The following is a 20,197-nucleotide window of genomic DNA, read 5'->3' on the forward strand; positions in this document are numbered from 1 at the left end:
GCAATCCGTCGCGAGGTCCCACAGCCGGGGCCGGCGACCGGACGCGCCGGACCCGAGCCGATCGCTCGGGATCCATTCAGCGGGGATAACGACCCAGCGGACCGCCGGTTACGCGCAACAGCGCCGGTGCGAGCCTCACACCCTCCCGCGGCCCAGTTCGAGCAGAGCCATCGCGACAGTCGTACCGGGGCGGCCCAGCTCGCGGGTGTAGCGGCCGATGACCTCGGTCTCCCGGCGCAGGTCGACGCGGCGGCCGCCGTCGGCCATTCGCGCGGCCTGGATCTCGGCGGACACCGCCATCCGCCGCCGGATCAGCGCGACGAGCTCGGCGTCGATGGCGTCGATCCGCTCCCGGCCGCCAGGCACGCCGTCGGGCGCGGGCGGCGCTGAGGGAGCGGGGACCGCGGCGGCCGGCTGCGGCGGGACGGTATCCGTCGGCGCCGGGCCGCCCGCGGCGGGTGCGGCTGTGGGCGTCGCAGTCGCTACGGGTGCGGTGGCCGCGGGTGCGGCTGCGGGCGTCGCAGTCGCTACGGGTGCGGTGGCTGCGGGGACAGCTGCTGCGGGGACGGCGGTGTCTGCCATGGGGCTCTCCTCGGTTCGGCGGTCGGCGGCCGGCGTTCCGCGACCTACCCCGTCCCGGGGGGCTTTATCAGCATCGTGAGAAACGACGGCGCCCCGGACCGGGGATCGGTCCGGGGCGCCGTACGGGTCTCGGCTGAGCTCTCAGCGCGCGACGTCGTGGCCGGCCGGAACGATCCGGTGGCCATAGCTAAATCGACGGGCGCTCGTGCTCACGGGCGCAACCCTAGCAGCTCCACCCGCCGCACCGTGCCGGAATCCGGCAGGAGGACGGCTCGCGGCGCGCTCCTAGCTCCAGGCCGCGGCGTTCGCGTTCTCGGTGGAGGTGTAGGCGTCGTGCGCGGCCTCGACGGCCTTGCCGATCGCCTGCAGCACCTGGTTGATGTCCGACTGGGCCTGGTCCCACTTGCGCTGCTGGACCTGGTAGTTCTCGGAGGCCTTACCCTGCCAGCTCGCGGCGATCGGGTTCAGCATCGACTTCAGGTCGTCCAGCTTCTGGTTCAGGTTGTTCGACGTCTGCTGGATGGTCTGCGCCGCGTTCGCCAGCTCGGCGAACGTCACGAGCATCATTCCGTCTTGCGCCATGGTTTTCTCCCCTCAAAGGTTTTACGCTTCGCCGCCGCACGGTCTCGACGGGACCGCGGGCGGAAGGTGGCCTCGACGGCCGGACGGCTTACTGCAGGCCGCTGAGCAGCTTCGAGATCGAAGACTGGTTCTGCTCTTCCGTGGCCTGGTAGTTCTTGTTGTTCGAATCGATGGCCTGGCCGATGGCGTCCAGAGCCTGGGTCAGCTTGGTGCCGTCGTCCTGGAAGCGCTGCATCAGCTGCTGGAAGGCCTGGTAGGCAGAGCCCTTCCAGGACGAGCCGAGCGGCTCGACGGCGCTCTGCAGGGAGCGCATCTCCGCCTGGATGTCCTGCACGGTCTGCTGGACGGCCTGAGCGGCCTTCGCCATATCGGCCGACGTAGTCGAAAAGCTAGACATGTGTCGCCACCTTCCCCGTTCTTAGGAATGGTCTTATCTCCGTGAACACCGCCGGCCCGGCAACTCCACGGCCTGGCAGTGGCCTGCGAGTCCCGCCCCGCCCGACGCACCCCGCTGCGCAGTCTGTGCCCAGAGGTGTCGACCGCGGTTTCTCCCGCAGCACCAAGCTACTTGGCGAGCGCTCGGGAACGGTAGTCGAGAAGCCGATATTACCCCGGCTTTACGTTTCGGGCGGCGCCGGGGTCACGTCCCGGGGCCGCCCGAACACGTGCGATATGCGCGCCCTGCTATCGGACTCGCAGCGTTTTGAGCACGCGCAGCGCCTTGCCGAGGACCTTCGTGTAGCGCGCCGCGTCCAGCCCCATCGAGGGCGCGATCGGCATCAGCGTCTGGCGCGCCACGGTCTGGATCTCGGTGTAGCGCCAGATGCCCTCGGAGCCGCTACGCCGCCCGACGCCGGAGTCGCCCATGCCGCCCGTGGCCGCCGCGACCGAGCCGAAGGCCGCCGCGTACGCCTCGTTCACGTTCACCATGCCGGAGTGCACGCGCAGCGCCGCCTCCTTGGCGCGCTTCGCGTCGCGGGTCCAGATCGACGAGCTCAGGCCGAACCGCGTGTCGTTGGCCGCCCCGAGCACCTCGGCCTCGTTCTCGAAGCGGTAGAGCGAGACGACCGGGCCGAAGGTCTCGTCCGCGTAGAGCGTCATGCCGGGGGCCACGTCGGTCAGCACGGTCGGCTCGTAGAACAGCGGGCCGACGTCCGGCCGGCGGCGGCCGCCGGCGAGCACGCGGGCGCCCTTGATCCGCGCGTCCTCGACCTGCTGGGTGACGGTCTCCAGCTGCTTCGTGTTGGTCAGCGAGCCGACGTCCGCGGCGAAGTCGAGGGTCGAGCCGAGCTTGAGCGCCTTGACCTCGGTGACGAAGCGGTCGACGAACCGGTCGTAGACCGCGTGGTGCACGTACATCCGCTCGATCGAGATGCACAGCTGGCCGGCCGAGGTGAAGCAGGCGCGGATCGCGCCGGCCACGGTCTTGTCGAGGTCGGCGTCCTCGAACACGATCATCGCGTTCTTGCCGCCGAGCTCCAGGGAGCAGCCGATCAGGCGACCGGCCGCCTGCTGCGCCACCTGCCGTCCGGTGCGGGTCGAGCCGGTGAACGCGACGTAGTCCGCGTGGTCGACCACGGCCGGGCCGGTGACCGGGCCGTCGCCGGTGACGACCTGCCACAGCTCGGCCGGCAGCCCGGCCTGGACGGCGAGCTGACGCAGGTAGAGGCCGCTGAGCACGGTCTGGTTGTCCGGCTTGTGCACGACGCCGTTGCCCGCGACCAGGGCGGGCAGGATGTCCATCGCGGCCAGCGCGAGCGGGTAGTTCCACGGGGTGATCACCCCGACCACGCCCTTGGGATGCCGGTACTCGGTGACCCTGGTCAGGACCGGCAGCACGCCGATCTTGCGCCGCGGCCTGAGGTAGCCGCGCGCGGCGTGCGCGTAGTGCCGCGCGGTCGCCACCGAGACGCCGATCTCGTCGAACGCGTGCAGCCGGGTCTTGCCGGTCTCCACCTGGATCAGGCTCAGCAGGTGCTCGGAGTTGTCGAGCACCAGGTCGTGCAGCCGGCGCAGCACGGCGGCGCGCTCGCCCACCGGCCGCGCGGCCCAGGCGGCCTGCGCGGCGCGGGCCTTCTCGAAGGCGTGCCGCACGTCGCCGGGGCCGGACTGCGGCAGGTCCACGATCGTCTCGCCGGTCAGCGGCGCGACGATCTCCACCGACTGCGGGTTCGAGCCCACGGTCAGCTGGTCCACCAGCCGCGCCGTGAACTCGCGCGGCAGGTACGGGCGGATGGATTCGAGCCGCTCGGTCGGCCCGGTGGCCCGGGGGGCGGAGCCTTCGGCGGGCGCGGCCTGCGTCTGCTCGCCGGTCGCGGAAGCGTTCGTCGTGTCGCCTGCGGTCATAACGCAAAGACTAGGCCCGGGCCAGGGGCCGGGGAAACCGCGCTGGGCGCGCCGGACCTGGGACGGCCCGCAAAACTCCGGTCAAAGACCGGGCCCCGGGCCGTCCGCCGACCGGGTCAGACCACGCTCAACGGGAGCAGCTTGCGACCGGTCGGGCCGATCTGGATCTCGGTGCCCATCTGCGGGCAGACGCCGCAGTCGAAGCACGGGGTCCAGCGGCAGTCGTCCACCTCGGTCTCGCGCAGCGCGTCCTGCCAGTCCTCCCACAGCCAGTCCCGGTCCAGGCCGGAGTCCAGGTGGTCCCAGGGCAGCGTCTCGATCTGGTCCCGCTCGCGGGTGGTGTACCAGGCCACGTCCACCGGCTCGTCGGCCAGCGCGCGCTCGGCCGCGGCCATCCAGCGGTCGTAGGAGAAGAACTCGGACCAGCCGTCGAAGCGGCCGCCGTCCTCCCAGACCGCGCGGATGACCTTGCCGACCCGCCGGTCGCCGCGGGAGAGCAGGCCCTCGACGATGCCGGGCTTGCCGTCGTGGTACCGGAAGCCGATGGCCCGGGCGTAGTTCTTGTCGGCGCGGATCACGTCGCGCAGCTTGCGCAGCCGCTCGTCGGTCTCCGCGGCGCCGAGCTGGCCGCACCACTGGAACGGCGTGTGCGGCTTGGGCACGAAGCCGCCGATGGAGACGGTGCAGCGGATGTCCCGGGAGCCGGTCGCCTCGCGGCCGGCCTTGATGACGTTGCGCGCCATCTCGGCGATCTGCAGCACGTCCTCGTCGGTCTCGGTGGGCAGCCCGCACATGAAGTACAGCTTCACCTGCCGCCACCCGGCCGAGTAGGCGGCCGTGACCGTGCGGATGAGGTCCTCCTCGGACACCATCTTGTTGATGACCTTGCGGATGCGCTCGGAGCCGCCCTCCGGCGCGAACGTCAGGCCGCTGCGGCGTCCGTTGCGGGAGAGCTCGTTGGCCAGGTCGATGTTGAACGCGTCGACGCGGGTGGACGGCAGCGAGAGCGAGGTCTGGGTGCCCTCGTACCGGTCCGCCAGGCCCTTGGCCAGGTCGGCGATCTCCGAGTGGTCGGCGGAGGAGAGCGAAAGCAGCCCGACCTCCTCGTAGCCGGTGGCCTCGAGCCCGGCCTTGACCATGTCGCCGATGCCGGTGATCGAGCGCTCGCGCACCGGCCGGGTGATCATGCCGGCCTGGCAGAAGCGGCAGCCGCGGGTGCAGCCGCGGAAGATCTCCACGCTCATCCGCTCGTGCACCGTCTCGGCGAGCGGGACCAGCGGCTTCTTCGGGTAGGGCCACTCGTCGAGGTCCATCACGGTGTGCTTGGCGACCTGCCACGGCACGCCCGAGCGGTTCGGCGCTACGCGCTGGATCCGGCCGTCGGCCAGGTACTCGACGTCGTAGAAGCGCGGCACGTACACGCCGCCGGTCGCCGCGAGCCGCAGCAGCAGCCCGTCGCGCCCGCCGGGGCGCCCCTCGCCCTTCCAGGCGCGGACGATGTCCGTGATCGCGAGCACGGCCTGCTCGCCGTCGCCGATCACCGCGGCGTCGATGAAGTCGGCGATCGGCTCCGGGTTGAACGCCGCGTGCCCGCCGGCGATCACCACCGGGTGCGTCATGTCCCGGTCGGCCGCCTCGAGCGGGATGCCCGCGAGGTCCAGCGCCGTGAGCATGTTCGTGTAGCCGAGCTCGGTGGAGAAGGACAGCCCGAACAGGTCGAAGTCGCCGACCGGCCGGTGCCCGTCCACGGTGAACTGCGGCACGCCGTGCTCCCGCAGCTTGGCCTCCATGTCCGGCCACACGGAGTACGTCCGCTCGGCCAGCACGCCCTCGCGCTCGTTGAGGACCTCGTAGAGGATCATGACGCCCTGGTTGGGCAGGCCCACCTCGTACGCGTCGGGGTACATCAGCGCCCAGCGCACGTCGCAGGCGTCCCAGTCCTTCACGGTGGAGTTGAGCTCGCCCCCCACGTACTGGATCGGCTTCTTCACCGAGGGCAGCAGCGGTTCCAGGTCGGGCCAGACGGACCGGCCGGTGATCCGGTCGAAGGTCGGTGCGCTCATGTTCCCAGCGTAGCCGCCCCCGCGAGCGGCGCCGACAAGTCGCAGGTCAGCGCGCGGTCGAGCGGAGCCGGACGTTCTCCAGGATGCCGATGGCGATGAAGTTGGCGAACATCGAGGAGCCGCCGTAGGAGACGAAGGGCAGCGGGATGCCGGCGACGGGCATGATGCCCATGGTCATGCCGACGTTCTCGAACATCTGGAAGGCGAACCAGCAGACCACGCCGCCGGCCAGCAGCATCGGGAAGGTCTCGGTGGCCTGGCGGGCGATGACGCAGCCGCGCCAGAGCACGATCGCGAACAGGGCGAGCACGGCGAGGCCGCCGACCAGGCCGAGTTCCTCGCCGATGACGGTGAAGACGAAGTCGGTCTGCTGCTCGGGGACGAACTGGCCGTTGGTCTGGGTGCCCTTGAACAGGCCCTGGCCGAAGACGCCGCCCGCGCCGATCGCGAGGCGGGCCTGGTGGGTGTTGTAGCCGACGCCCTGGGGGTCGAGGTTGGGGTCGGCGAAGGCGGCGAAGCGGTTGATCTGGTGCTGGGCGAGCAGGTGCAGCTTCACGGCGGCGAAGGCGCCCGCGCCGACCACGGCCGTGAGCAGCGCCAGCCTGCGCAGGCGTACGCCGGACAGGACGACCATGCCGCCGGTGATGGCGAGGATGACCATGGTGCTGCCGAGGTCCGGGAGCATGCTGATGACGCCCATCGGCACGGCCGCGGCCAGCAGGGCGAGCACGAGCGCGCGGCCGCCGGGACGCGTGTCGTCGATGCGGCGGTCCTCGATCTGCGCGAGCATGCCCTTGCTGCGGCGCACGGCGGGCCGGTAGGCGAGGATCATCGCCAGCGCCATCACGATGCCGAGCTTGGCGAACTCGGCGGGCTGGATGGAGAAGCCGCCGCCGAGCTCGATCCAGGAGCGCGCGCCGTTGACGACCGTGCCGAGCGGGGAGAGCACGGCGAGCAGGCCGATGAACGAGAGCACGTAGACGGTGGGTGTCAGGGCCCGCAGCCTCTTGTGGTCGAGCGCGGTGACGCCGATGGCGAGGGCCATGCCGACGATCGCGTTCAGGATGTGCCGCTTGAGGAAGTACTGCGGGTCGCCGCCGGTCAGCTCGGTGCGGTCGCGGGTGGCCGACCACACCATGACCGCGCCGACCACGGCGAGCGCCGTGGACGCGCCGAACAGCGGCCAGTCGAAGCGCCGCAGCACGCCGCCCTCGCGCAGGGCGGCCTTGCGCCGGGACTCGGCCGGGCCGACCGGGGGCAGGCCCGCCGTCTCTCCGATGATCATGGCTTGCTCCGGGCGGCTCCCGCGACCGTCGCGCCCGGGGAGGCGGGCGGCGGCGCGACCGGCGGCCACTGCTGGGGGTAGGGGAAGGTGACCGGCAGCAGCCCGTCCGCGGTGATCACCGGCAGGCCGGCCGGGGGCGTCGGGAGCAGGGCTGCGTTCGCCAGCTGCGCGCCGCCCTGCACGCCGTACATCGCCTCTTCGATCTTCTCGACCGCCGGGCCGGAGATCTGCGCGCCCTGGCCGCCCTGCGGAACCATCATCACGATCGCGTACTGCGGGTGGTTCGCCGGGACGACGGAGGCGAACACCGAGGTCGGGTTCTGGCCGTACACGTCCGCGGTACCGGTCTTCGCGCCGACCGGGATCGTGTTCTGCGGCCAGGCTCCGTACACCCCGGAGGCCGTGCCCGCCTGGGCCACGCCCTCGAGCGCGTTCATCAGGAAGCTGCGGGTGGCCGAGTCGATCGGCACGTGCGCGACGACCTTCGGCTGGTAGGTCGAGACGACCTTGCCGCCCGGGGTCATCACGGCCTGCAGCAGGTGCGGCTGGTAGAGCGTGCCGCCGTTGGCGATCGTCGCGTACGCGCGGGCCAGCTGAAGCGGCGTCACCTCGACGCCGCCCTGGCCGATCGCCTCGAGCACCGCGTCGCCGGCCCGGAACTGCCAGCCGTCCAGGCAGTTCTCGTACGCGATCTGCTTGAGGTAGGCGGCGCGGGCCGGGTCGGTCCTGGCGACGTCCGGGTAGCCGTCCTTGCCGTGCGCGCACCAGTCGGCCTTGTTCGCCTGCCAGGACGCGAGCTTCTCCTGCCGGGTCTGGATCAGGCCGGGCGACTCGCCCGGCAGGTCGATCCCGGTGTCCTTGCCGAGCCCGAGTTCCGTCGACATCGTCTGCACCGGGTCGCTCGGGTGGGCGACGGGGTTGTTGCCGCCGTCCTTGAGCCACATCTGGTAGGCGACGCGGTAGAACACGGTGTCGCAGGAGACCTCGATGGCCTGCTTGAGGGTGATCGGGCCGAACGCCTCGCCCTCGAAGTTGTGGAAGTCCTGGTTGCCGACCGGGAAGTCGGTCGAGCAGTCGTAGGTGCCGTCCGCGGGGAAGCCGTCCTGCAGCATCGCCGAGGTGGTCACGGCCTTGAACGTCGAACCGGGCGGGTACTCGCCCTGGTATCCGCGGTCCAGCAGCGGGGTGCCGGCGGCGGCGCTGGTCAGCCGCGCGTAGGTCTGCGCGTTGATACCGCCGGTCCACACGTTCGGGTCGTAGGTCGGGTAGCTCGCCATCGCGACGACGCCGCCGGTCTGGACGTTGAGCACGACGACGGCCCCCGAGTCGGCCTTGCCGTAGCTGTGGGTCTCCGTGTCCCAGACGCCGTGCGCGGACTGGATCGCGGCGGCGAGCTGCTGCTCGGCGACCGCCTGAACGTGCGCGTCGATGGTGGTCACGATGTCGTCGCCGGGCACGGGGGCGGTCTGCGAGACGGTCCGCACCGCGCGGCCCAGGTTGTCCACCGCGACCTCGGACACGCCGGCTTCGCCGCGCAGGATCGAGTCGTACTCCTGCTCGAGCCCGGCGCGCCCGACCATGTCGGTGGGCTGGTAGTCGTTGCCCGCCTTGGAGAGCTCGGACGAGCTGACCGGCGAGAGGTAGCCGAGCATCTGCGCCGCGTTGACGCCGAACGGCGCGGGGTAGGTGCGCGTGGCGGCGGCCTGCGCGGTGACCCCGGGGAACTTGTCGTGGTCCTCCAGGATCTCCATGCCGATCGACTGCGCGACGTCGGTGGCCACCGGCACCGGCTGGTACGGCGAGCCGGGCCAGCAGGGCTGTTTGACCTTCGAGGAGCACAGCCGGATCTTCTGCGCGATCTGCGACTCCGGCACGCCGAGCACCGAGGCCAGCCGGTCGAGAACGGCGATCCCGCCGTGCGGCTGCTGCTGCAGGGTGCTGAGGTCGACGGTGACCTCCAGCGTGGGCTTGTTCGCCACGAGCGGGTGGCCCTGGTCGTCGAGGATGTCGCCGCGCACGGCCGGGGTGCTCACCGAGCGCAGGTCGTTGGCCGCGGCCGCGGCCTGGAACTGGGCGCCGGAGCGCACCTGGAGGTACCAGAGCCGGCCGCCGAGCGTGGCGAGCAGCGCGAGCACGAGGACCTGGACCACGCCCAGGCGGGCGCGGGCGCCCTCGAGACGTTGCGGGCGGTACATGGCGTTCTCCCGGGTGTTCGGCTTCCGCGTGCTACGGCAGGGTGCTCACTGGCCGGCGGTGCGCACGGCGACGGGGTCGCCTATCGCGTTGCCGACCGGGGCGAGGAGCAGGGTCCGGCGGCCCTCGGCGCGGCGGGCGAGCGCGGCCAGGCCGGGCAGGATGAACGGCGTGGCGATCGCCGTGTAGAGCGCGCAGGCCGCGGCGCAGGCCGGCAGGCCGGCGCTGCCGATCGTGCCGCCTTCGCCGAGCAGCGAGCCGAGCACGGCGTTGCCGAGCGTGGCGAGGCCGGCGAGGATCCCGGCGATCGCGCTGGTGCGCAGCGCGGAGCGCTTCAGGTCGGGTGCGAGACGGCCGGCGAGCGCGCCGACGAGCGTGAGGACGATGGCGTGCCGGCCGGTCGCGGTGACGGACGGCGGCGCGAGGTCCACGGCCAGCCCGGCGGCGAACCCGGCGACCGCCCCGAGGTTCTGCCCCCAGGCGACGCCGAGGGAGACCACGACGAGCAGCACCAGGTCCGGCACGGCGTACGGCAGGCGCACCTGCGGCAGGACGCTGAGCTGCAGGGCCAGCGCCAGGGTGACGGCGGCCGCGGCGAGCAGGAAGCGGAGGAACGCACGCATCAGCGGCTCGCCTCCGCCTGCAGCATCACGTCGCCCGGATCCGCGCCGACCGGCTTGACCACGATGCCGACGGTGTCCACGGAGGTCTCGTCGACGTACGTCGTCACCAGCACGGTCCGGGTCAGCCGGCCGGGCGTGGCCAGCACCTTCGAGATCCTGCCGACGGGGACGCCGGGCACGCTGGTCGCGGCGTCCGCGGTGCCGAGGGTCAGCACCGGCTGGCCGACCGTCAGCTTCAGCTGCGGGTCGAAGAACTCGACGCGCAGCGTGTGCGTGTCCTGTCCGACGGCGGTGCCGATCGGGCCGGATCCGGACAGCCGCACGCCGATCACCGAGTCGGGGTCGATCGCCAGCAGCACGGTGGACGTGGTCGGGCCGACGCTCGCGATCCGGCCGACCAGTCCCGCGCCGGTCAGCACGGTCTGGTCGACGGCCACGCCCTGCTTGCTGCCGGCGTCCAGCGTCGCGGACCAGCTGCCGTCCTGCGTCGGGGACAGGGCCACGAGCTGCGCGGAGACGGTCGTGAGCCCGCCGAGCGAGGTCGCGTCGTGCAGCGCCGCCAGCTCCGCGGCCTCGGCCTTGGTCTGCGCGCTCGTCTCGACCTGGCCCTTGAGCGCGTCCACCTGCGCCTGCAGGCTCTTGATCCGCGCCTGGTCGGCGGAGGAGTGCCCCCAGCCGGAGAACAGCGAGCGCACCGAGTGCGTCGCGTCCGAGGCGCCGCGCTCGACCGGCCCGAAGACGGTCGCGGCGACGGAGCGCGCCTTGCCCAGCGCCCCCCGCTCCCCCGGCTTCTCGCCGTGGGCGTCCACGGTGACGAGGATGAATCCGGTCAGCAGCAGCAGGCCGAGGACGACGCGGGTACGGCGGGTGTCTCGCATTGGTCTTCGATCCTCAATCGACGGCTCGGCCCGGCACGTCGCCTCGTCGCTGGTTCATGTCCGCCCGCTAGCGCCGCGATCCGGCGCCGAGCACCGGCTGCAGCGCGTCGAAGTCCTCGACGCAGCGGCCGGAGCCGAGGACCACCGAGTCCAGCGGGTTCTCCGCGACCAGCACCGGCATCCCGGTCTCCCGGCGCAGCCGCTGGTCGAGACCGCGCAGCAGGGCTCCGCCGCCGGTCAGCACGATGCCGCGGTCCATGATGTCGCCGGACAGCTCGGGCGGGCACTTGTCCAGCGTGTCGCGCACCGCGTCGATGATCTGGGTGACCGGCTCCTCCATCGCGCGGCGGATCTCGGTCGAGGTCAGCACGATGATCTTGGGCAGTCCGGAGACCAGGTCGCGGCCGCGCACCTCGGCGTGCAGCTCGCTGTCCGTCTCGTCGGCCGAGCCGATCGCCAGCTTGATCTCCTCCGCGGTGCGGTCGCCGAGCAGGATCGAGTACTCCTTCTTGGCGTACTGGATGATCGCGTTGTCCAGCTCGTCCCCGGCCACCCGCACCGAGTTGGCGGTGACGATGCCGGCGTACGAGATCACCGCGACCTCGGTGGTGCCGCCGCCGATGTCGACCACCATGTTGCCGGTGGCCTCCTGGATCGGCAGGCCCACGCCGATCGCCGCGGCCATCGGCTCCTCGATCAGGTGCACCTGCCGGGCCCCGGCCGCGTCCGCGGCGTCCTCCACGGCGCGCCGCTCGACGCCGGTGATCCCGCTCGGCACGCAGATGACCACGCGCGGCTGGGCGAACACCCGGCGCGGGTGCACCTTGCGGATGAAGTAGCGCAGCATCCGCTCGGCGATCTCGAAGTCGGCGATCACGCCGTCCTTGAGCGGCCGGATGGCGACGATGTTGCCGGGGGTGCGCCCCATCATCTTCTTGGCCTCGGCGCCCACCGCGAGCACCGAACCGTTGTGCGTGTTGACCGCGACGACGGAGGGTTCGTTGAGCACGATCCCCCGCCCGCGGACGTACACCAGGGTGTTAGCGGTACCGAGGTCCACCGCGATGTCCCGGCCGACGACCGACATGCCCATGTGCTGACTTACCTTCCGCGAGAGCGCGACTGGCCGGCCGCGGCGGCGCGGCGCAATCACTCCGGGCGAAGGCTTGCTGACGCCGAGTGAGGTTTCCCGCCGATCCTAACCGTTGGCGCGGCCGTGTTCGGTGACGGTTGGGGTCGTTCCCTCCCGGCGTGTCGTAAGAAACGATCGTTCGCCCGGAAAGGTGACCCCGGAGGTCCCCGGAAGGAGTGGCTGTCAGTCCTCGGCGACGTAGTCGCGGTAGCCGGGCACGAGCACGGCCAGCGCGATCATCCCGATCACGACGAGGACGCCGCCGCAGGTGATGGCGGCGCGGGTGCCGAGCGCGGCGCCGCCGACGCCGTGCACCAGGTCGGCCAGCCGCGGTCCGCCCGCGACGACGACCGTGAACACGCCCTGCATGCGGCCCTTGAGCTCGTCGGTGACGACGGTCTGCAGGATGGACTGCCGGAAGACCATGGACATCAGGTCGGCCGCGCCGCCGAGGCCGAGGAAGACGACGGCGAGCGCGAGATCTCCGGTCAGGCCGAAAGCGGTGATCGCCACGCCCCAGCAGCCGACCGCGATGATCGTCATCAGGCCGTGCCGCCGCATCCGGGAGAAGGTGCCGGAGAGCAGGCCGCCGACGAGCGAGCCGAGCGGGATCGCCGCGTAGAGCCAGCCGAGCGCGAGGTGCTGGTGCGCGAAGGTGGTGTCCGCGAGCTGCGGGAACAGCGCACGCGGCATGCCGAAGACCATGGCGATCAGGTCGACGCCGAACGACCAGGCGAGCAGCGAGTTCGCCATGCCGACCTTGAAGCCCTCGGCTATGTTGCCGAATCCGGCGCGGCGCGGAGCGCTGCCCAGCGGCGGCAGCGCGGGCAGCCGGATGACGGCCCACAGCACGACGACCAGGCCGCACGCGTCGATCAGGTAGAGCGCGGACAGGCCGGTGATCGGGATCAGCGCGCCGCCGAGCATGGGGCCGACGAGCGAGCCGATGGACATGACCGTGCCGCCGAGCGCGTTGGCCGCGGCCAGCTCCTCGGCCGGCACCAGGCGCGGGATGGTCGCCTGCCGCGCCGGCGAGTTCATCCCGAACATGCCCTGCTGGACCATCAGCAGGACGATCAGCAGCGCGACGGAGTCCACGTGCAGCGCGGCCTGCACCCACAGGGCGAGGGACGCGACGGCGACACCGGTGTTCGTCAGCATCATCAGCGTGCGACGGTCCATGGTGTCGGCGATGGCGCCGCCCCAGAGCCCGAACACGATGAGCGGCAGCAGTCCGCAGAAGCTGGCGATGCCGACCCAGCCGGACGAGTTCGTCAGCTGGTAGATCTGGTAGGGCACGGCCACGGCCGTCATCTGGCTGCCCATCGCCGTGACGATGCTGGAGGTCCAGAGGCGGCGGTACGGGGCGTGCTTGAGCGGCCGGGTGTCGACGGCCATGCGGCGGAGCCGTCCGGGACGGCGTTCCGCTCGCGGTTCGGCAGTCGTCACGGGGGGCACGGTATGGAATGGTACCGAGACGCAGTCCTTACGTGAGGTCTGTCCGCATTCCGATCGGATCACGGAGCGCTGCGTGCATCCGCAGTTCACCGGGAGTGGTTAGCGTGGCCGCATGAGCATCGGCGTGGAAGTGATACCGGACCCGGAGCCGCTCAGCGATCCGGAGCGAATCTACCTGGAGCTGGTCGGCCCGGAGCGGGCGCTGCGGATCGACGGCGTGATGAACGCGCGCGACATCGGCGGCCTGATCGGCGAGCGCGGCCCGGTGCGCGCCGGCCGGCTCCTGCGCTCGGCCCGGCTGCAGCATCTCTCGCCGCAGGGCGGCGCGACGCTGACCGGCCTCGACCTGCGCACGGTGATCGACCTGCGCACCCCGCGCGAGCGCGTGGAGTACCCGAACGACCTGACCGGGCTCGACGGCGTCACCGAGATCCGCGTCGAACTGCTCGAGACGCTGGACGACGTGGACGCGCTCCCCGGCAACGCGCAGCGCGAGCTGTACCGGTACCTCGTGGACACCTGCGGCGCGGGCATCGTCGCCGTGCTCGAACACCTCGCGAAGCCGGACGCGCTGCCCGCTCTCGTGCACTGCCACGTCGGCAAGGACCGCACCGGGCTGACCGTCGCACTGCTGCTGGAGCTGCTCGGCGTGCCGCGCGATGTCATCGCGGCCGACTACGTCATGAGCAACGCGGGGCTCGGCGCGATCCGGCACAACGACGTGCAGGCCGAGGTGCTCGTCTGGACGCTCGCCGGGCTCGACGAGCGCTTCGGCGGGCCGCAGGCCTACCTGGCCGCGCACGGCCTGCGCGACGAGACGGTCGACGCGCTGCGCGCGGCCTTCCTCGACTCGTCCGCCTGATCCCGCTCCCGATCCCGCGCTCCCGATCCAAGGCGCCGGCGATCAGTCCTTGCGGCCGCTGAACGCCAGCGCCGTGCCGAGGCCGATCATCGCGAGACCGCCCGCGCCGCCGACCAGTTCGAGGCGGCGCGGGGACTTGGCGAACCAGTCGCGCGCCGTCCCGGCGACGAAGCCCCACGCGCTGTCGGAGACGAGGGCGATGCTGGAGAAGATCAGCGCCAGCAGCGCCATCTGCACCGGCACGTAGCCCGCCTGGCGGTTGACGAACTGCGGCAGGATCGCGCCGAAGAACACGATCGCCTTCGGATTCGCGAAACCGACCACGAAGCCGTCGCGGATCGTGCGCAGCGCCGAGATCCCCTCCGGCGCGCCCACCGTGGCGTCCATCGCGTCGCGCAGCTTGTACCGCTGCCGGAAGGCGGTGATCCCCAGGTAGACGAGGTACGCGGCGCCGGCGAGCTTCAGCGCCGTGAAGACGAGGATCGACTGCTCGACGAGCGCGCCGAGGCCGATCGCGACCAGCAGTGCCTGCACGTACACGCCGGAGGTGTTCCCGACGACGGTGATGACGGCCGTGCGCCGTCCGTACGTCAGGGCCCTGCTGATGGTGAACAGCACGCTCGGGCCCGGTATCACGATGATGACGAAGGCGAAGGCCGCGAACGTGAGCAGCCGGTCGGGCGAGACCATCTACTGCGTCCCCCGCTTCCTGATCTCGGCGAATTGGGCCGCCAGCTTGGGATCGCCGGTCGAGCGCACGACGCGGTCATCCATTCGGCCCCACAGCCACAACAGCATCTCACCCGGCTCGCCGCTGATCCGCGCCGCCTCGTTCCGCACGTAGGCGGACTCGTCCGGCACCAGGAACTCCCCGACCGAGACGCCCTCCGGCTTGGCGGTGACGGTCCACGCGCGGTGTCCCGCCGCGATCGCGACCGGCCGCGGATCGGCGTCGGCCAGCGCCTCGGCGTAGTGGTCCGGCCAGACCTCGCTCATGAAGGCGAGGAACAAGGTCAGGAACTCGTCGACGCCGTCCTGCGCGATGTCCTCCGGGATCGGCGCGAGCTCGAGCCCCGCGACCAGCTCCGCGTCCACCCGGTGCACCGCCGACTCGTGGCACATCCGGCGGATCCAGAAGCCCACCGTCTGATCGGGGCCGTACCAGGTGGCCGCCGCGTCCCCGTGCCGGTGCGCCTCGAAGGTCTCGATCAGCGCCGCGTACGCCTCGTCCAGGGCGACGAGCGGGCTCGGGTCGAGGCCCGGCGGCGGCCAGTCCTCCGGCAGCGCGCCCTCCCGGATCGCCAGCACCTTGTGCAGGTACGTGTGCGCGACGTGCAGCGCGAGATCGGCCGCCGTCCACGCCGGGCAGGACGGTACCCGCTCCGCCGGATCGGCCACCGTGAGCGCCGCGCGCAGCAGTCGGAACTCGTGTTCGAGATGGCCGCGCAGGCGTGCGAAATAGGCGTCCTTGTCCCGCTTGGTCTTCACCGTCTGCATACAGTCCAGTGAAACAGAGGGCACCGACGGAGACGAGGAAACGGCTATACTCGCCGACATGACCCCGGCAGGCATCAGGCTCGTACGCCGCACGCACCTGGACACGGTGCGTTTCGTCGGCTGCCTGTGTTGCGCCCCGTCCGCCCGCTGAACCACCTTTCTCCGCGGCGAGCCTCCAGCCCTTCTCACGGGCTTTCGTCCGCGTTCTTCCACTCCCCCGGACGGGTCACATGTCTTCACAGGTTTCCATCAAGAACGCTCCCGCGCTCGGCGAGCTGCTCGATTTCGCCCGCGCCGCCGCCGCCGACACGGCGTTGCACGACCGACTCGGCACCCTCCCCGACGAGCGCACCTGGATCTCGCTGGCCGGCCCCGGCGGCAGCGAGGCCTGGCTGATCGGCTGGCCCCCGGGCGCGGAGACCGGCTGGCACGACCACGGTGGCTCGCGCGGCGCCTTCGTCACCGCGCGCGGCACGCTGCGCGAGTCCTCCATCGCGATCCCGCTGCCGACCGCGGGCTGGCGCAGCCTGGAGCTGCTGCCGGACGTGGACCGGGAGCTCGACCTGCCGGCCGGGGCCGGCCGCGGCTTCGGCCCGCACCACGTCCACCAGGTGGTGAACCCGAGCGCCGAGCAGCATGCGATCTCCGTACACGTTTATTACCCGCCGTTGCCGCTGATTCGCAGATACAGTCGGCGCGGACGGGTACTGGGGCTGGAAACCGTCGAACTGCCCGGGCAGTGGTGAGCGCCATGGGGACGGACGGGTACGTGGGCGAGGACACGGGCGAGGGGAGGAACCCGCAGGTGCGCGGCATCGACGCGATTCTGTCGGAGGCCAGGGGCAGACTGAGCAGGGTGAACCCCGAGGAGGCGTACGCCCGGCAGCGCGCCGGCGCGCTGCTGGTCGACATCCGGTACGAGGCGCTGCGGCGGCGGGACGGCACCGTCCCTGGTGCGCTGCTCGTCGAGCGCAACGAGCTGGAGTGGCGGCTCGATCCGCTCTGCGCTCACCGGCTGCCGCAGGCCGAGCACCACGACCTCGACGTGCTTGTTCTGTGCAACGAGGGGTATGCCTCCTCCCTGGCCGCCCTCAGCCTGCACGAGCTGGGGCTGCGTCGGGCCACCGACGTGATCGGCGGGTTCCAGGCCTGGGCCGCCGCCGGTCTGCCGGTGCGAAGACCCCTGAACGAGGAGAATTCTTGATCACCTTCGAGAACGTCTCGAAGAGATACCCGGACGGCACCGAGGCCGTCGCCGGCCTGAGCCTCGAGGCGCCCGACGCGGCCATCACCGTGCTCGTCGGGCCGTCCGGCTGCGGCAAGACGACCACGCTGCGGATGACGAACCGGCTGGTCGAGCCGAGCGGCGGCCGGATCCTGGTCGACGGCGCGGACATCCGCGAGCGGCCCGTCGCGCAGCTGCGCCGCGGCATCGGCTACGTCATCCAGCACGCGGGCCTTTTCCCGCACCGCACGGTCGCGGAGAACATCGCCACCGTGCCGCGGCTGCTCGGCAAGGACCGGCGCGCCGCGCGCAAGCGCTCGCTGGAGCTGATGGAGCTGGTCGGGCTCGAGACCGTCCTCGCCGACCGCTATCCGCACCAGCTCTCCGGCGGCCAGCAGCAGCGCGTGGGCGTGGCCAGGGCGCTGGCCGCCGACCCGGCGATCCTGCTGATGGACGAGCCGTTCTCGGCCGTGGACCCGATCGTGCGCAAGAGCCTGCAGGAGCAGTTCCTGCAGATCCAGGCCGAGGTCGGCAAGACGATCCTGTTCGTGACGCACGACATCGACGAGGCCATCCGGATCGGCGACCGGATCGCCGTGCTGCGCGAGGGCGGCCATCTGGCCCAGTTCGCCGCGCCGCGCGAGCTGCTGGAGAAGCCGGCCGACGCGTTCGTCGAGCAGTTCCTCGGCCTCGACCGCGGCGTGCGCCGGCTCACCTTCATCTCCAGCAACGGCCTGAACCTGCGCACGGACGCGCTGGTCAAGCGGGGCGTCGAGCCGGAGGCCGGCCAACTCGAGCTGCCCTGGCTGCTGCTCGTGGACGAGGCGGGCGCGCCGCTCGGCTGGATCGAGCCGCGCCGCCCGGGCGCCGCGCCGATCCCGATCGGCCATCCCTTCCGCGCGAAGGACGACTCGCTGCGCGCCGCGCTGGACGCCGCGGTGCTCTGCCCGACCGGCTGGGCCGTCGGCGTGGACGAGGCGGGCCGGGCGGTCGGCGTGGTCAGCCAGGAGGAGATCGCCGCCGCCATCCGCGAGGCGCACCGCGCCTCGCTGGAGGCCGTCTGATGAGCGCGCTGGCGACGAGCGTGTTCGACATGCCGAGCTACGTCCAATCGAGCTACGTGGGCCTGATCCTCACTCAGTTGGAGGTATCGCTCGGGGCGACCCTGGCCGGCCTGGCGATCGCGCTGCCGATCGGCCAGTTCTGCTCCCGGCTGCCCCGGCTCTACCCGCCGACCCTGGGCCTGGTCACGCTCATCTACTCGATCCCGTCGATCGCGCTGTTCGTGCTGCTGATCGACTACACCGGCGAGTCCGAGACCACGGTCTTCATCCCGCTGACCCTCTACACCCTCGCGATCCTCGTCCCCGGCGTGGTCGACGGGATCCGCTCGGTGCCGCGCGACGTGCTCGACGCCGCCGACGGGATGGGCTACGGCCGCGCCCGCCGCTACCTCGCCGTCGAGCTGCCGATCGCGCTGCCCACGCTGATGGCCGCGGTCCGGGTCGCCGCCGTCTCCTCGCTGAGCCTGATGAGCATCGGCGCGACCATCGGCAACTACGGCGGCATCGGCGACCTGTTCCTGCTCGGCCTGCGCTTCTTCGACAATAGGCTGATCTGGGTGGGGCTGATCACCCTGCTGGTGCTGTCCGTGCTCTGCGACATCGCGCTGCGCCTCGTGCAGCGGCTGCTCACGCCGTGGGCCCGCTCCCTGCGGAGTATCGGATGAACCTCTTCGACTACCTGCGCCGGTTCTTCTCGGACCCGGCCTACCACTCGGGCTACAACTCGATCTGGACCCGGCTCGTCGAGCACTGCGAGTACTCGCTCTACGCGCTGCTCATCGCGGCCGTGATCGCGCTCCCGCTGGCGATCCTGTCCGGGCACGCCAACCGCGGCGACGGGACGGTCTCGGCGGTCGCCGTCGTCGGCCGCGCGATGCCCAGCCTCGGCCTGCTGGTGCTGCTGGCCGCCGAGCTCGGGCTCAGCCTCTCGGTGACGATGATCCCGCTGGTGCTGCTCGGCATCCCGCCGATCCTGCTCTACACGCACGCGGGCGTGCGCGCCGTGGACCCGGCCGCGGTGGACGCGGCGCGCGGGCTCGGCATGACGCCCTGGCAGGTGGTGCGCCAGGTGGAGATCCCGGCCGCGCTGCCGCTGATCCTCGCCGGGCTGCGCGCCGCCGCCGTGCAGATCGTGGCCACGGCGACGCTGGCCGCGGTGGTCTCCTTCGGCGGCTTCGGCCGCTACATCATCGACGGCCTCTACCAGTACGACTACGCGCAGGTGGTCGGCGGCGCGGTGCTGGTGGCCGGGCTCAGCCTGGTCACGCTGCTGGTGTTCTGGCTGCTCGACCGCCTGCTCGTCTCCCCGGGGCTGCGCACCAGGTAGCCGCGGAGAGCACCCCCCAGATCCGGAAAGCTTCGCCCCACCCGCAAAGGAGCAACCCCGTGTCATCCAAGTCCTTCATCCGTTTCGCCGTACCGGCGGCGGCGATCCTGGCCGCGAGCGCGCTGGCAGGCTGCAGCAGTAGTACCTCCTCCTCGGGCAGCCCGCTCGCGCCGAAGACCTCGTCCGGCTCGGTCGTCGTCGGCTCGGACAACTTCTCCGAGTCCGTCCTGCTGGCCGACATCTACGGGCAGGCGCTCGCCGCGAAGGGCGTCAAGGTCAGCTACAACCTCAACATCGGCAGCCGCGAGGTCACCTACAACCTGGTCAAGAGCGGTTCACTGACGCTCAAGCCGGAGTACAACGGCGCCCTGCTTTCCTACCTGAACAAGTCCGCGACGCAGACCTCGACCAGCGAGGTGGACTCCGCGATCAGCGCCAAGCTGCCGTCGAACCTGGAGATCCTCAACCCCTCGAGCGCGCAGGACAACGACACCCTCACGCTCTCCAAGCAGGAGGCGTCCTCGCTCGGCCTGTCCTCGAGCGCGACGATCACCGGCTTCGTCGGCAAGCTCGGCGGCAAGTCGATCACCGTCGGCGGCTCGCCCGAGTTCCAGACCAGGACGCAGGGCCTGCTCGGCCTGGAGAACGTCTACGGCCTGAAGTCGTCGCAGGTCACGTACAAGACACTGGACGCCGGCGGCCCACTCACCGAGAAGGCGCTGACCTCGGGCCAGGTGGACGCGGGCGACCTGTTCACCACGGACACCACCATCTCGCAGAACGGCCTGCTCACGCTGGTCGACGACAAGGACATCTTCGGCGTGCAGAACGTGCTGCCGCTGGTGAACAAGTCGGCGCTGAGCCAGGCCGACATCAGCGCGCTCGACGCCGTGGACGCCAAGCTGGACAGCGCCACACTGCTGAAGCTGGACACCGAGGTCCAGGTGCAGAAGCAGGACCCGCTGACCGTCGCGAACGACTGGCTCAAGAGCGTGGGCCTGAGCTGACGGCCTGAGCCGAGGGCCAGAGGTGACGGCCTGAACCGAAGGCCAGAGCTTGACGGTCTGAGCTGACGGCCTG

20 protein-coding genes are annotated in these 20,197 nt (G+C 71.4%); 7 read left to right on the top strand and 13 right to left on the bottom strand.

Annotated elements, in window-relative coordinates; genetic code table 11:
* Positions 1 to 135 precede the first annotated feature (135 nt).
* From KDK95_RS08255 to KDK95_RS08305, 11 genes are all read right to left on the bottom strand, one after another.
* Complete coding sequence (locus tag KDK95_RS08255) at positions 136 to 582, bottom strand: chorismate mutase (RefSeq protein WP_212517441.1); 447 nt, start codon at positions 580 to 582, stop codon at positions 136 to 138.
* Between the two features lie 285 nt (positions 583 to 867).
* Positions 868 to 1,164, bottom strand: a complete 297-nt coding sequence (locus KDK95_RS08260) for a WXG100 family type VII secretion target (protein ID WP_212517442.1) — start codon at positions 1,162 to 1,164, stop codon at positions 868 to 870.
* An 88-nt stretch (positions 1,165 to 1,252) separates the two neighbouring features.
* A complete protein-coding gene (locus KDK95_RS08265; protein ID WP_212517443.1) occupies positions 1,253 to 1,561 on the bottom strand; it encodes a WXG100 family type VII secretion target in 309 nt (102 codons plus the stop codon).
* A 287-nt stretch (positions 1,562 to 1,848) separates the two neighbouring features.
* Positions 1,849 to 3,510 (bottom strand): succinic semialdehyde dehydrogenase, encoded by a 1,662-nt coding sequence (locus tag KDK95_RS08270; RefSeq protein WP_212517444.1) that lies wholly within the window; start codon positions 3,508 to 3,510, stop codon positions 1,849 to 1,851.
* 116 nt (positions 3,511 to 3,626) lie between these two features.
* Positions 3,627 to 5,573, bottom strand: a complete 1,947-nt coding sequence (locus KDK95_RS08275; RefSeq protein ID WP_249160658.1) for a TIGR03960 family B12-binding radical SAM protein — start codon at positions 5,571 to 5,573, stop codon at positions 3,627 to 3,629.
* 46 nt (positions 5,574 to 5,619) lie between these two features.
* A complete protein-coding gene (gene rodA / locus KDK95_RS08280; RefSeq protein WP_372463288.1) occupies positions 5,620 to 6,855 on the bottom strand; it encodes a rod shape-determining protein RodA in 1,236 nt (411 codons plus the stop codon).
* Positions 6,855 to 9,053 carry a penicillin-binding protein 2 gene (mrdA, locus tag KDK95_RS08285; RefSeq protein WP_212517446.1) on the bottom strand — a complete coding sequence of 733 codons (2,199 nt, stop codon included), beginning with the start codon at positions 9,051 to 9,053 and terminating at the stop codon, positions 6,855 to 6,857. Before mrdA ends, rodA begins: the two co-directional genes overlap by 1 nt.
* Positions 9,054 to 9,098: 45 nt before the next feature.
* Positions 9,099 to 9,674 carry a rod shape-determining protein MreD gene (gene mreD / locus KDK95_RS08290; protein WP_212517447.1) on the bottom strand — a complete coding sequence of 192 codons (576 nt, stop codon included), beginning with the start codon at positions 9,672 to 9,674 and terminating at the stop codon, positions 9,099 to 9,101.
* Positions 9,674 to 10,552 (bottom strand): rod shape-determining protein MreC, encoded by an 879-nt coding sequence (gene mreC, locus KDK95_RS08295; RefSeq protein ID WP_212517448.1) that lies wholly within the window; start codon positions 10,550 to 10,552, stop codon positions 9,674 to 9,676. The genes mreD and mreC overlap by 1 nt, the downstream gene beginning before the upstream one ends.
* Before the next feature lie 67 nt (positions 10,553 to 10,619).
* Positions 10,620 to 11,639, bottom strand: a complete 1,020-nt coding sequence (locus KDK95_RS08300) for a rod shape-determining protein (protein ID WP_212517480.1) — start codon at positions 11,637 to 11,639, stop codon at positions 10,620 to 10,622.
* Between the two features lie 228 nt (positions 11,640 to 11,867).
* Positions 11,868 to 13,133, bottom strand: a complete 1,266-nt coding sequence (locus tag KDK95_RS08305; protein ID WP_212517449.1) for an MFS transporter — start codon at positions 13,131 to 13,133, stop codon at positions 11,868 to 11,870.
* Positions 13,134 to 13,254: 121 nt separating this feature from the next.
* Between KDK95_RS08305 and KDK95_RS08310 the strand changes: the two genes are divergently transcribed.
* Positions 13,255 to 14,004 carry a tyrosine-protein phosphatase gene (locus KDK95_RS08310; protein WP_212517450.1) on the top strand — a complete coding sequence of 250 codons (750 nt, stop codon included), beginning with the start codon at positions 13,255 to 13,257 and terminating at the stop codon, positions 14,002 to 14,004.
* A 42-nt stretch (positions 14,005 to 14,046) separates the two neighbouring features.
* Here KDK95_RS08310 and KDK95_RS08315 read toward each other — a convergent pair whose 3' ends face one another.
* Both KDK95_RS08315 and KDK95_RS08320 read right to left on the bottom strand, forming a co-directional pair.
* A complete protein-coding gene (locus KDK95_RS08315; RefSeq protein WP_212517451.1) occupies positions 14,047 to 14,694 on the bottom strand; it encodes a LysE family translocator in 648 nt (215 codons plus the stop codon).
* On the bottom strand, positions 14,695 to 15,501 hold the full coding sequence (locus tag KDK95_RS08320; RefSeq protein WP_212517452.1) for a maleylpyruvate isomerase family mycothiol-dependent enzyme: 807 nt from the start codon (positions 15,499 to 15,501) through the stop codon (positions 14,695 to 14,697).
* A gap of 230 nt (positions 15,502 to 15,731) precedes the next feature.
* Between KDK95_RS08320 and KDK95_RS08325 the strand changes: the two genes are divergently transcribed.
* From KDK95_RS08325 to KDK95_RS08350, 6 genes are read left to right on the top strand one after another with little or no spacing between them, the layout of a single operon-like run.
* Positions 15,732 to 16,247, top strand: a complete 516-nt coding sequence (locus KDK95_RS08325) for a cupin domain-containing protein (protein WP_212517453.1) — start codon at positions 15,732 to 15,734, stop codon at positions 16,245 to 16,247.
* A 5-nt stretch (positions 16,248 to 16,252) separates the two neighbouring features.
* A complete protein-coding gene (locus KDK95_RS08330) occupies positions 16,253 to 16,705 on the top strand; it encodes a rhodanese-like domain-containing protein (protein WP_249160660.1) in 453 nt (150 codons plus the stop codon).
* Positions 16,702 to 17,790, top strand: a complete 1,089-nt coding sequence (locus tag KDK95_RS08335) for an ABC transporter ATP-binding protein (protein ID WP_212517454.1) — start codon at positions 16,702 to 16,704, stop codon at positions 17,788 to 17,790. Before KDK95_RS08330 ends, KDK95_RS08335 begins: the two co-directional genes overlap by 4 nt.
* Complete coding sequence (locus KDK95_RS08340; protein WP_212517455.1) at positions 17,790 to 18,455, top strand: ABC transporter permease; 666 nt, start codon at positions 17,790 to 17,792, stop codon at positions 18,453 to 18,455. The genes KDK95_RS08335 and KDK95_RS08340 overlap by 1 nt, the downstream gene beginning before the upstream one ends.
* Positions 18,452 to 19,117, top strand: coding sequence for an ABC transporter permease (locus KDK95_RS08345; RefSeq protein WP_212517456.1), 666 nt, complete (start codon positions 18,452 to 18,454; stop codon positions 19,115 to 19,117). The genes KDK95_RS08340 and KDK95_RS08345 overlap by 4 nt, the downstream gene beginning before the upstream one ends.
* 59 nt (positions 19,118 to 19,176) lie before the next feature.
* The gene (locus KDK95_RS08350) at positions 19,177 to 20,124 is read left to right on the top strand and encodes an ABC transporter substrate-binding protein (protein ID WP_212517457.1); all 948 of its coding nucleotides are present in this window, start codon (positions 19,177 to 19,179) and stop codon (positions 20,122 to 20,124) included.
* The last annotated feature ends 73 nt before the right edge of the window (positions 20,125 to 20,197 follow it).

It is taken from the genome of Actinospica acidithermotolerans (genome assembly GCF_018139625.1).
Lineage (GTDB): Bacteria > Actinomycetota > Actinomycetes > Streptomycetales > Catenulisporaceae > Actinospica > Actinospica acidithermotolerans.

Coding starts and splice junctions, on each gene's coding strand:
- KDK95_RS08255 (WP_212517441.1), bottom strand. CDS start 582: ATGGCAGACACCGCCGTCCCCGCAGCAGCTGTCCCCGCAGCCACCGCA.
- KDK95_RS08260 (WP_212517442.1), bottom strand. CDS start 1,164: ATGGCGCAAGACGGAATGATGCTCGTGACGTTCGCCGAGCTGGCGAAC.
- KDK95_RS08265 (WP_212517443.1), bottom strand. CDS start 1,561: ATGTCTAGCTTTTCGACTACGTCGGCCGATATGGCGAAGGCCGCTCAG.
- KDK95_RS08270 (WP_212517444.1), bottom strand. CDS start 3,510: ATGACCGCAGGCGACACGACGAACGCTTCCGCGACCGGCGAGCAGACG.
- KDK95_RS08275 (WP_249160658.1), bottom strand. CDS start 5,573: ATGAGCGCACCGACCTTCGACCGGATCACCGGCCGGTCCGTCTGGCCC.
- mrdA (WP_212517446.1), bottom strand. CDS start 9,053: ATGTACCGCCCGCAACGTCTCGAGGGCGCCCGCGCCCGCCTGGGCGTG.
- mreD (WP_212517447.1), bottom strand. CDS start 9,674: ATGCGTGCGTTCCTCCGCTTCCTGCTCGCCGCGGCCGCCGTCACCCTG.
- mreC (WP_212517448.1), bottom strand. CDS start 10,552: ATGCGAGACACCCGCCGTACCCGCGTCGTCCTCGGCCTGCTGCTGCTG.
- KDK95_RS08300 (WP_212517480.1), bottom strand. CDS start 11,639: ATGTCGGTCGTCGGCCGGGACATCGCGGTGGACCTCGGTACCGCTAAC.
- KDK95_RS08310 (WP_212517450.1), top strand. CDS start 13,255: ATGAGCATCGGCGTGGAAGTGATACCGGACCCGGAGCCGCTCAGCGAT.
- KDK95_RS08315 (WP_212517451.1), bottom strand. CDS start 14,694: ATGGTCTCGCCCGACCGGCTGCTCACGTTCGCGGCCTTCGCCTTCGTC.
- KDK95_RS08320 (WP_212517452.1), bottom strand. CDS start 15,501: ATGCAGACGGTGAAGACCAAGCGGGACAAGGACGCCTATTTCGCACGC.
- KDK95_RS08325 (WP_212517453.1), top strand. CDS start 15,732: ATGTCTTCACAGGTTTCCATCAAGAACGCTCCCGCGCTCGGCGAGCTG.
- KDK95_RS08330 (WP_249160660.1), top strand. CDS start 16,253: ATGGGGACGGACGGGTACGTGGGCGAGGACACGGGCGAGGGGAGGAAC.
- KDK95_RS08340 (WP_212517455.1), top strand. CDS start 17,790: ATGAGCGCGCTGGCGACGAGCGTGTTCGACATGCCGAGCTACGTCCAA.
- KDK95_RS08345 (WP_212517456.1), top strand. CDS start 18,452: ATGAACCTCTTCGACTACCTGCGCCGGTTCTTCTCGGACCCGGCCTAC.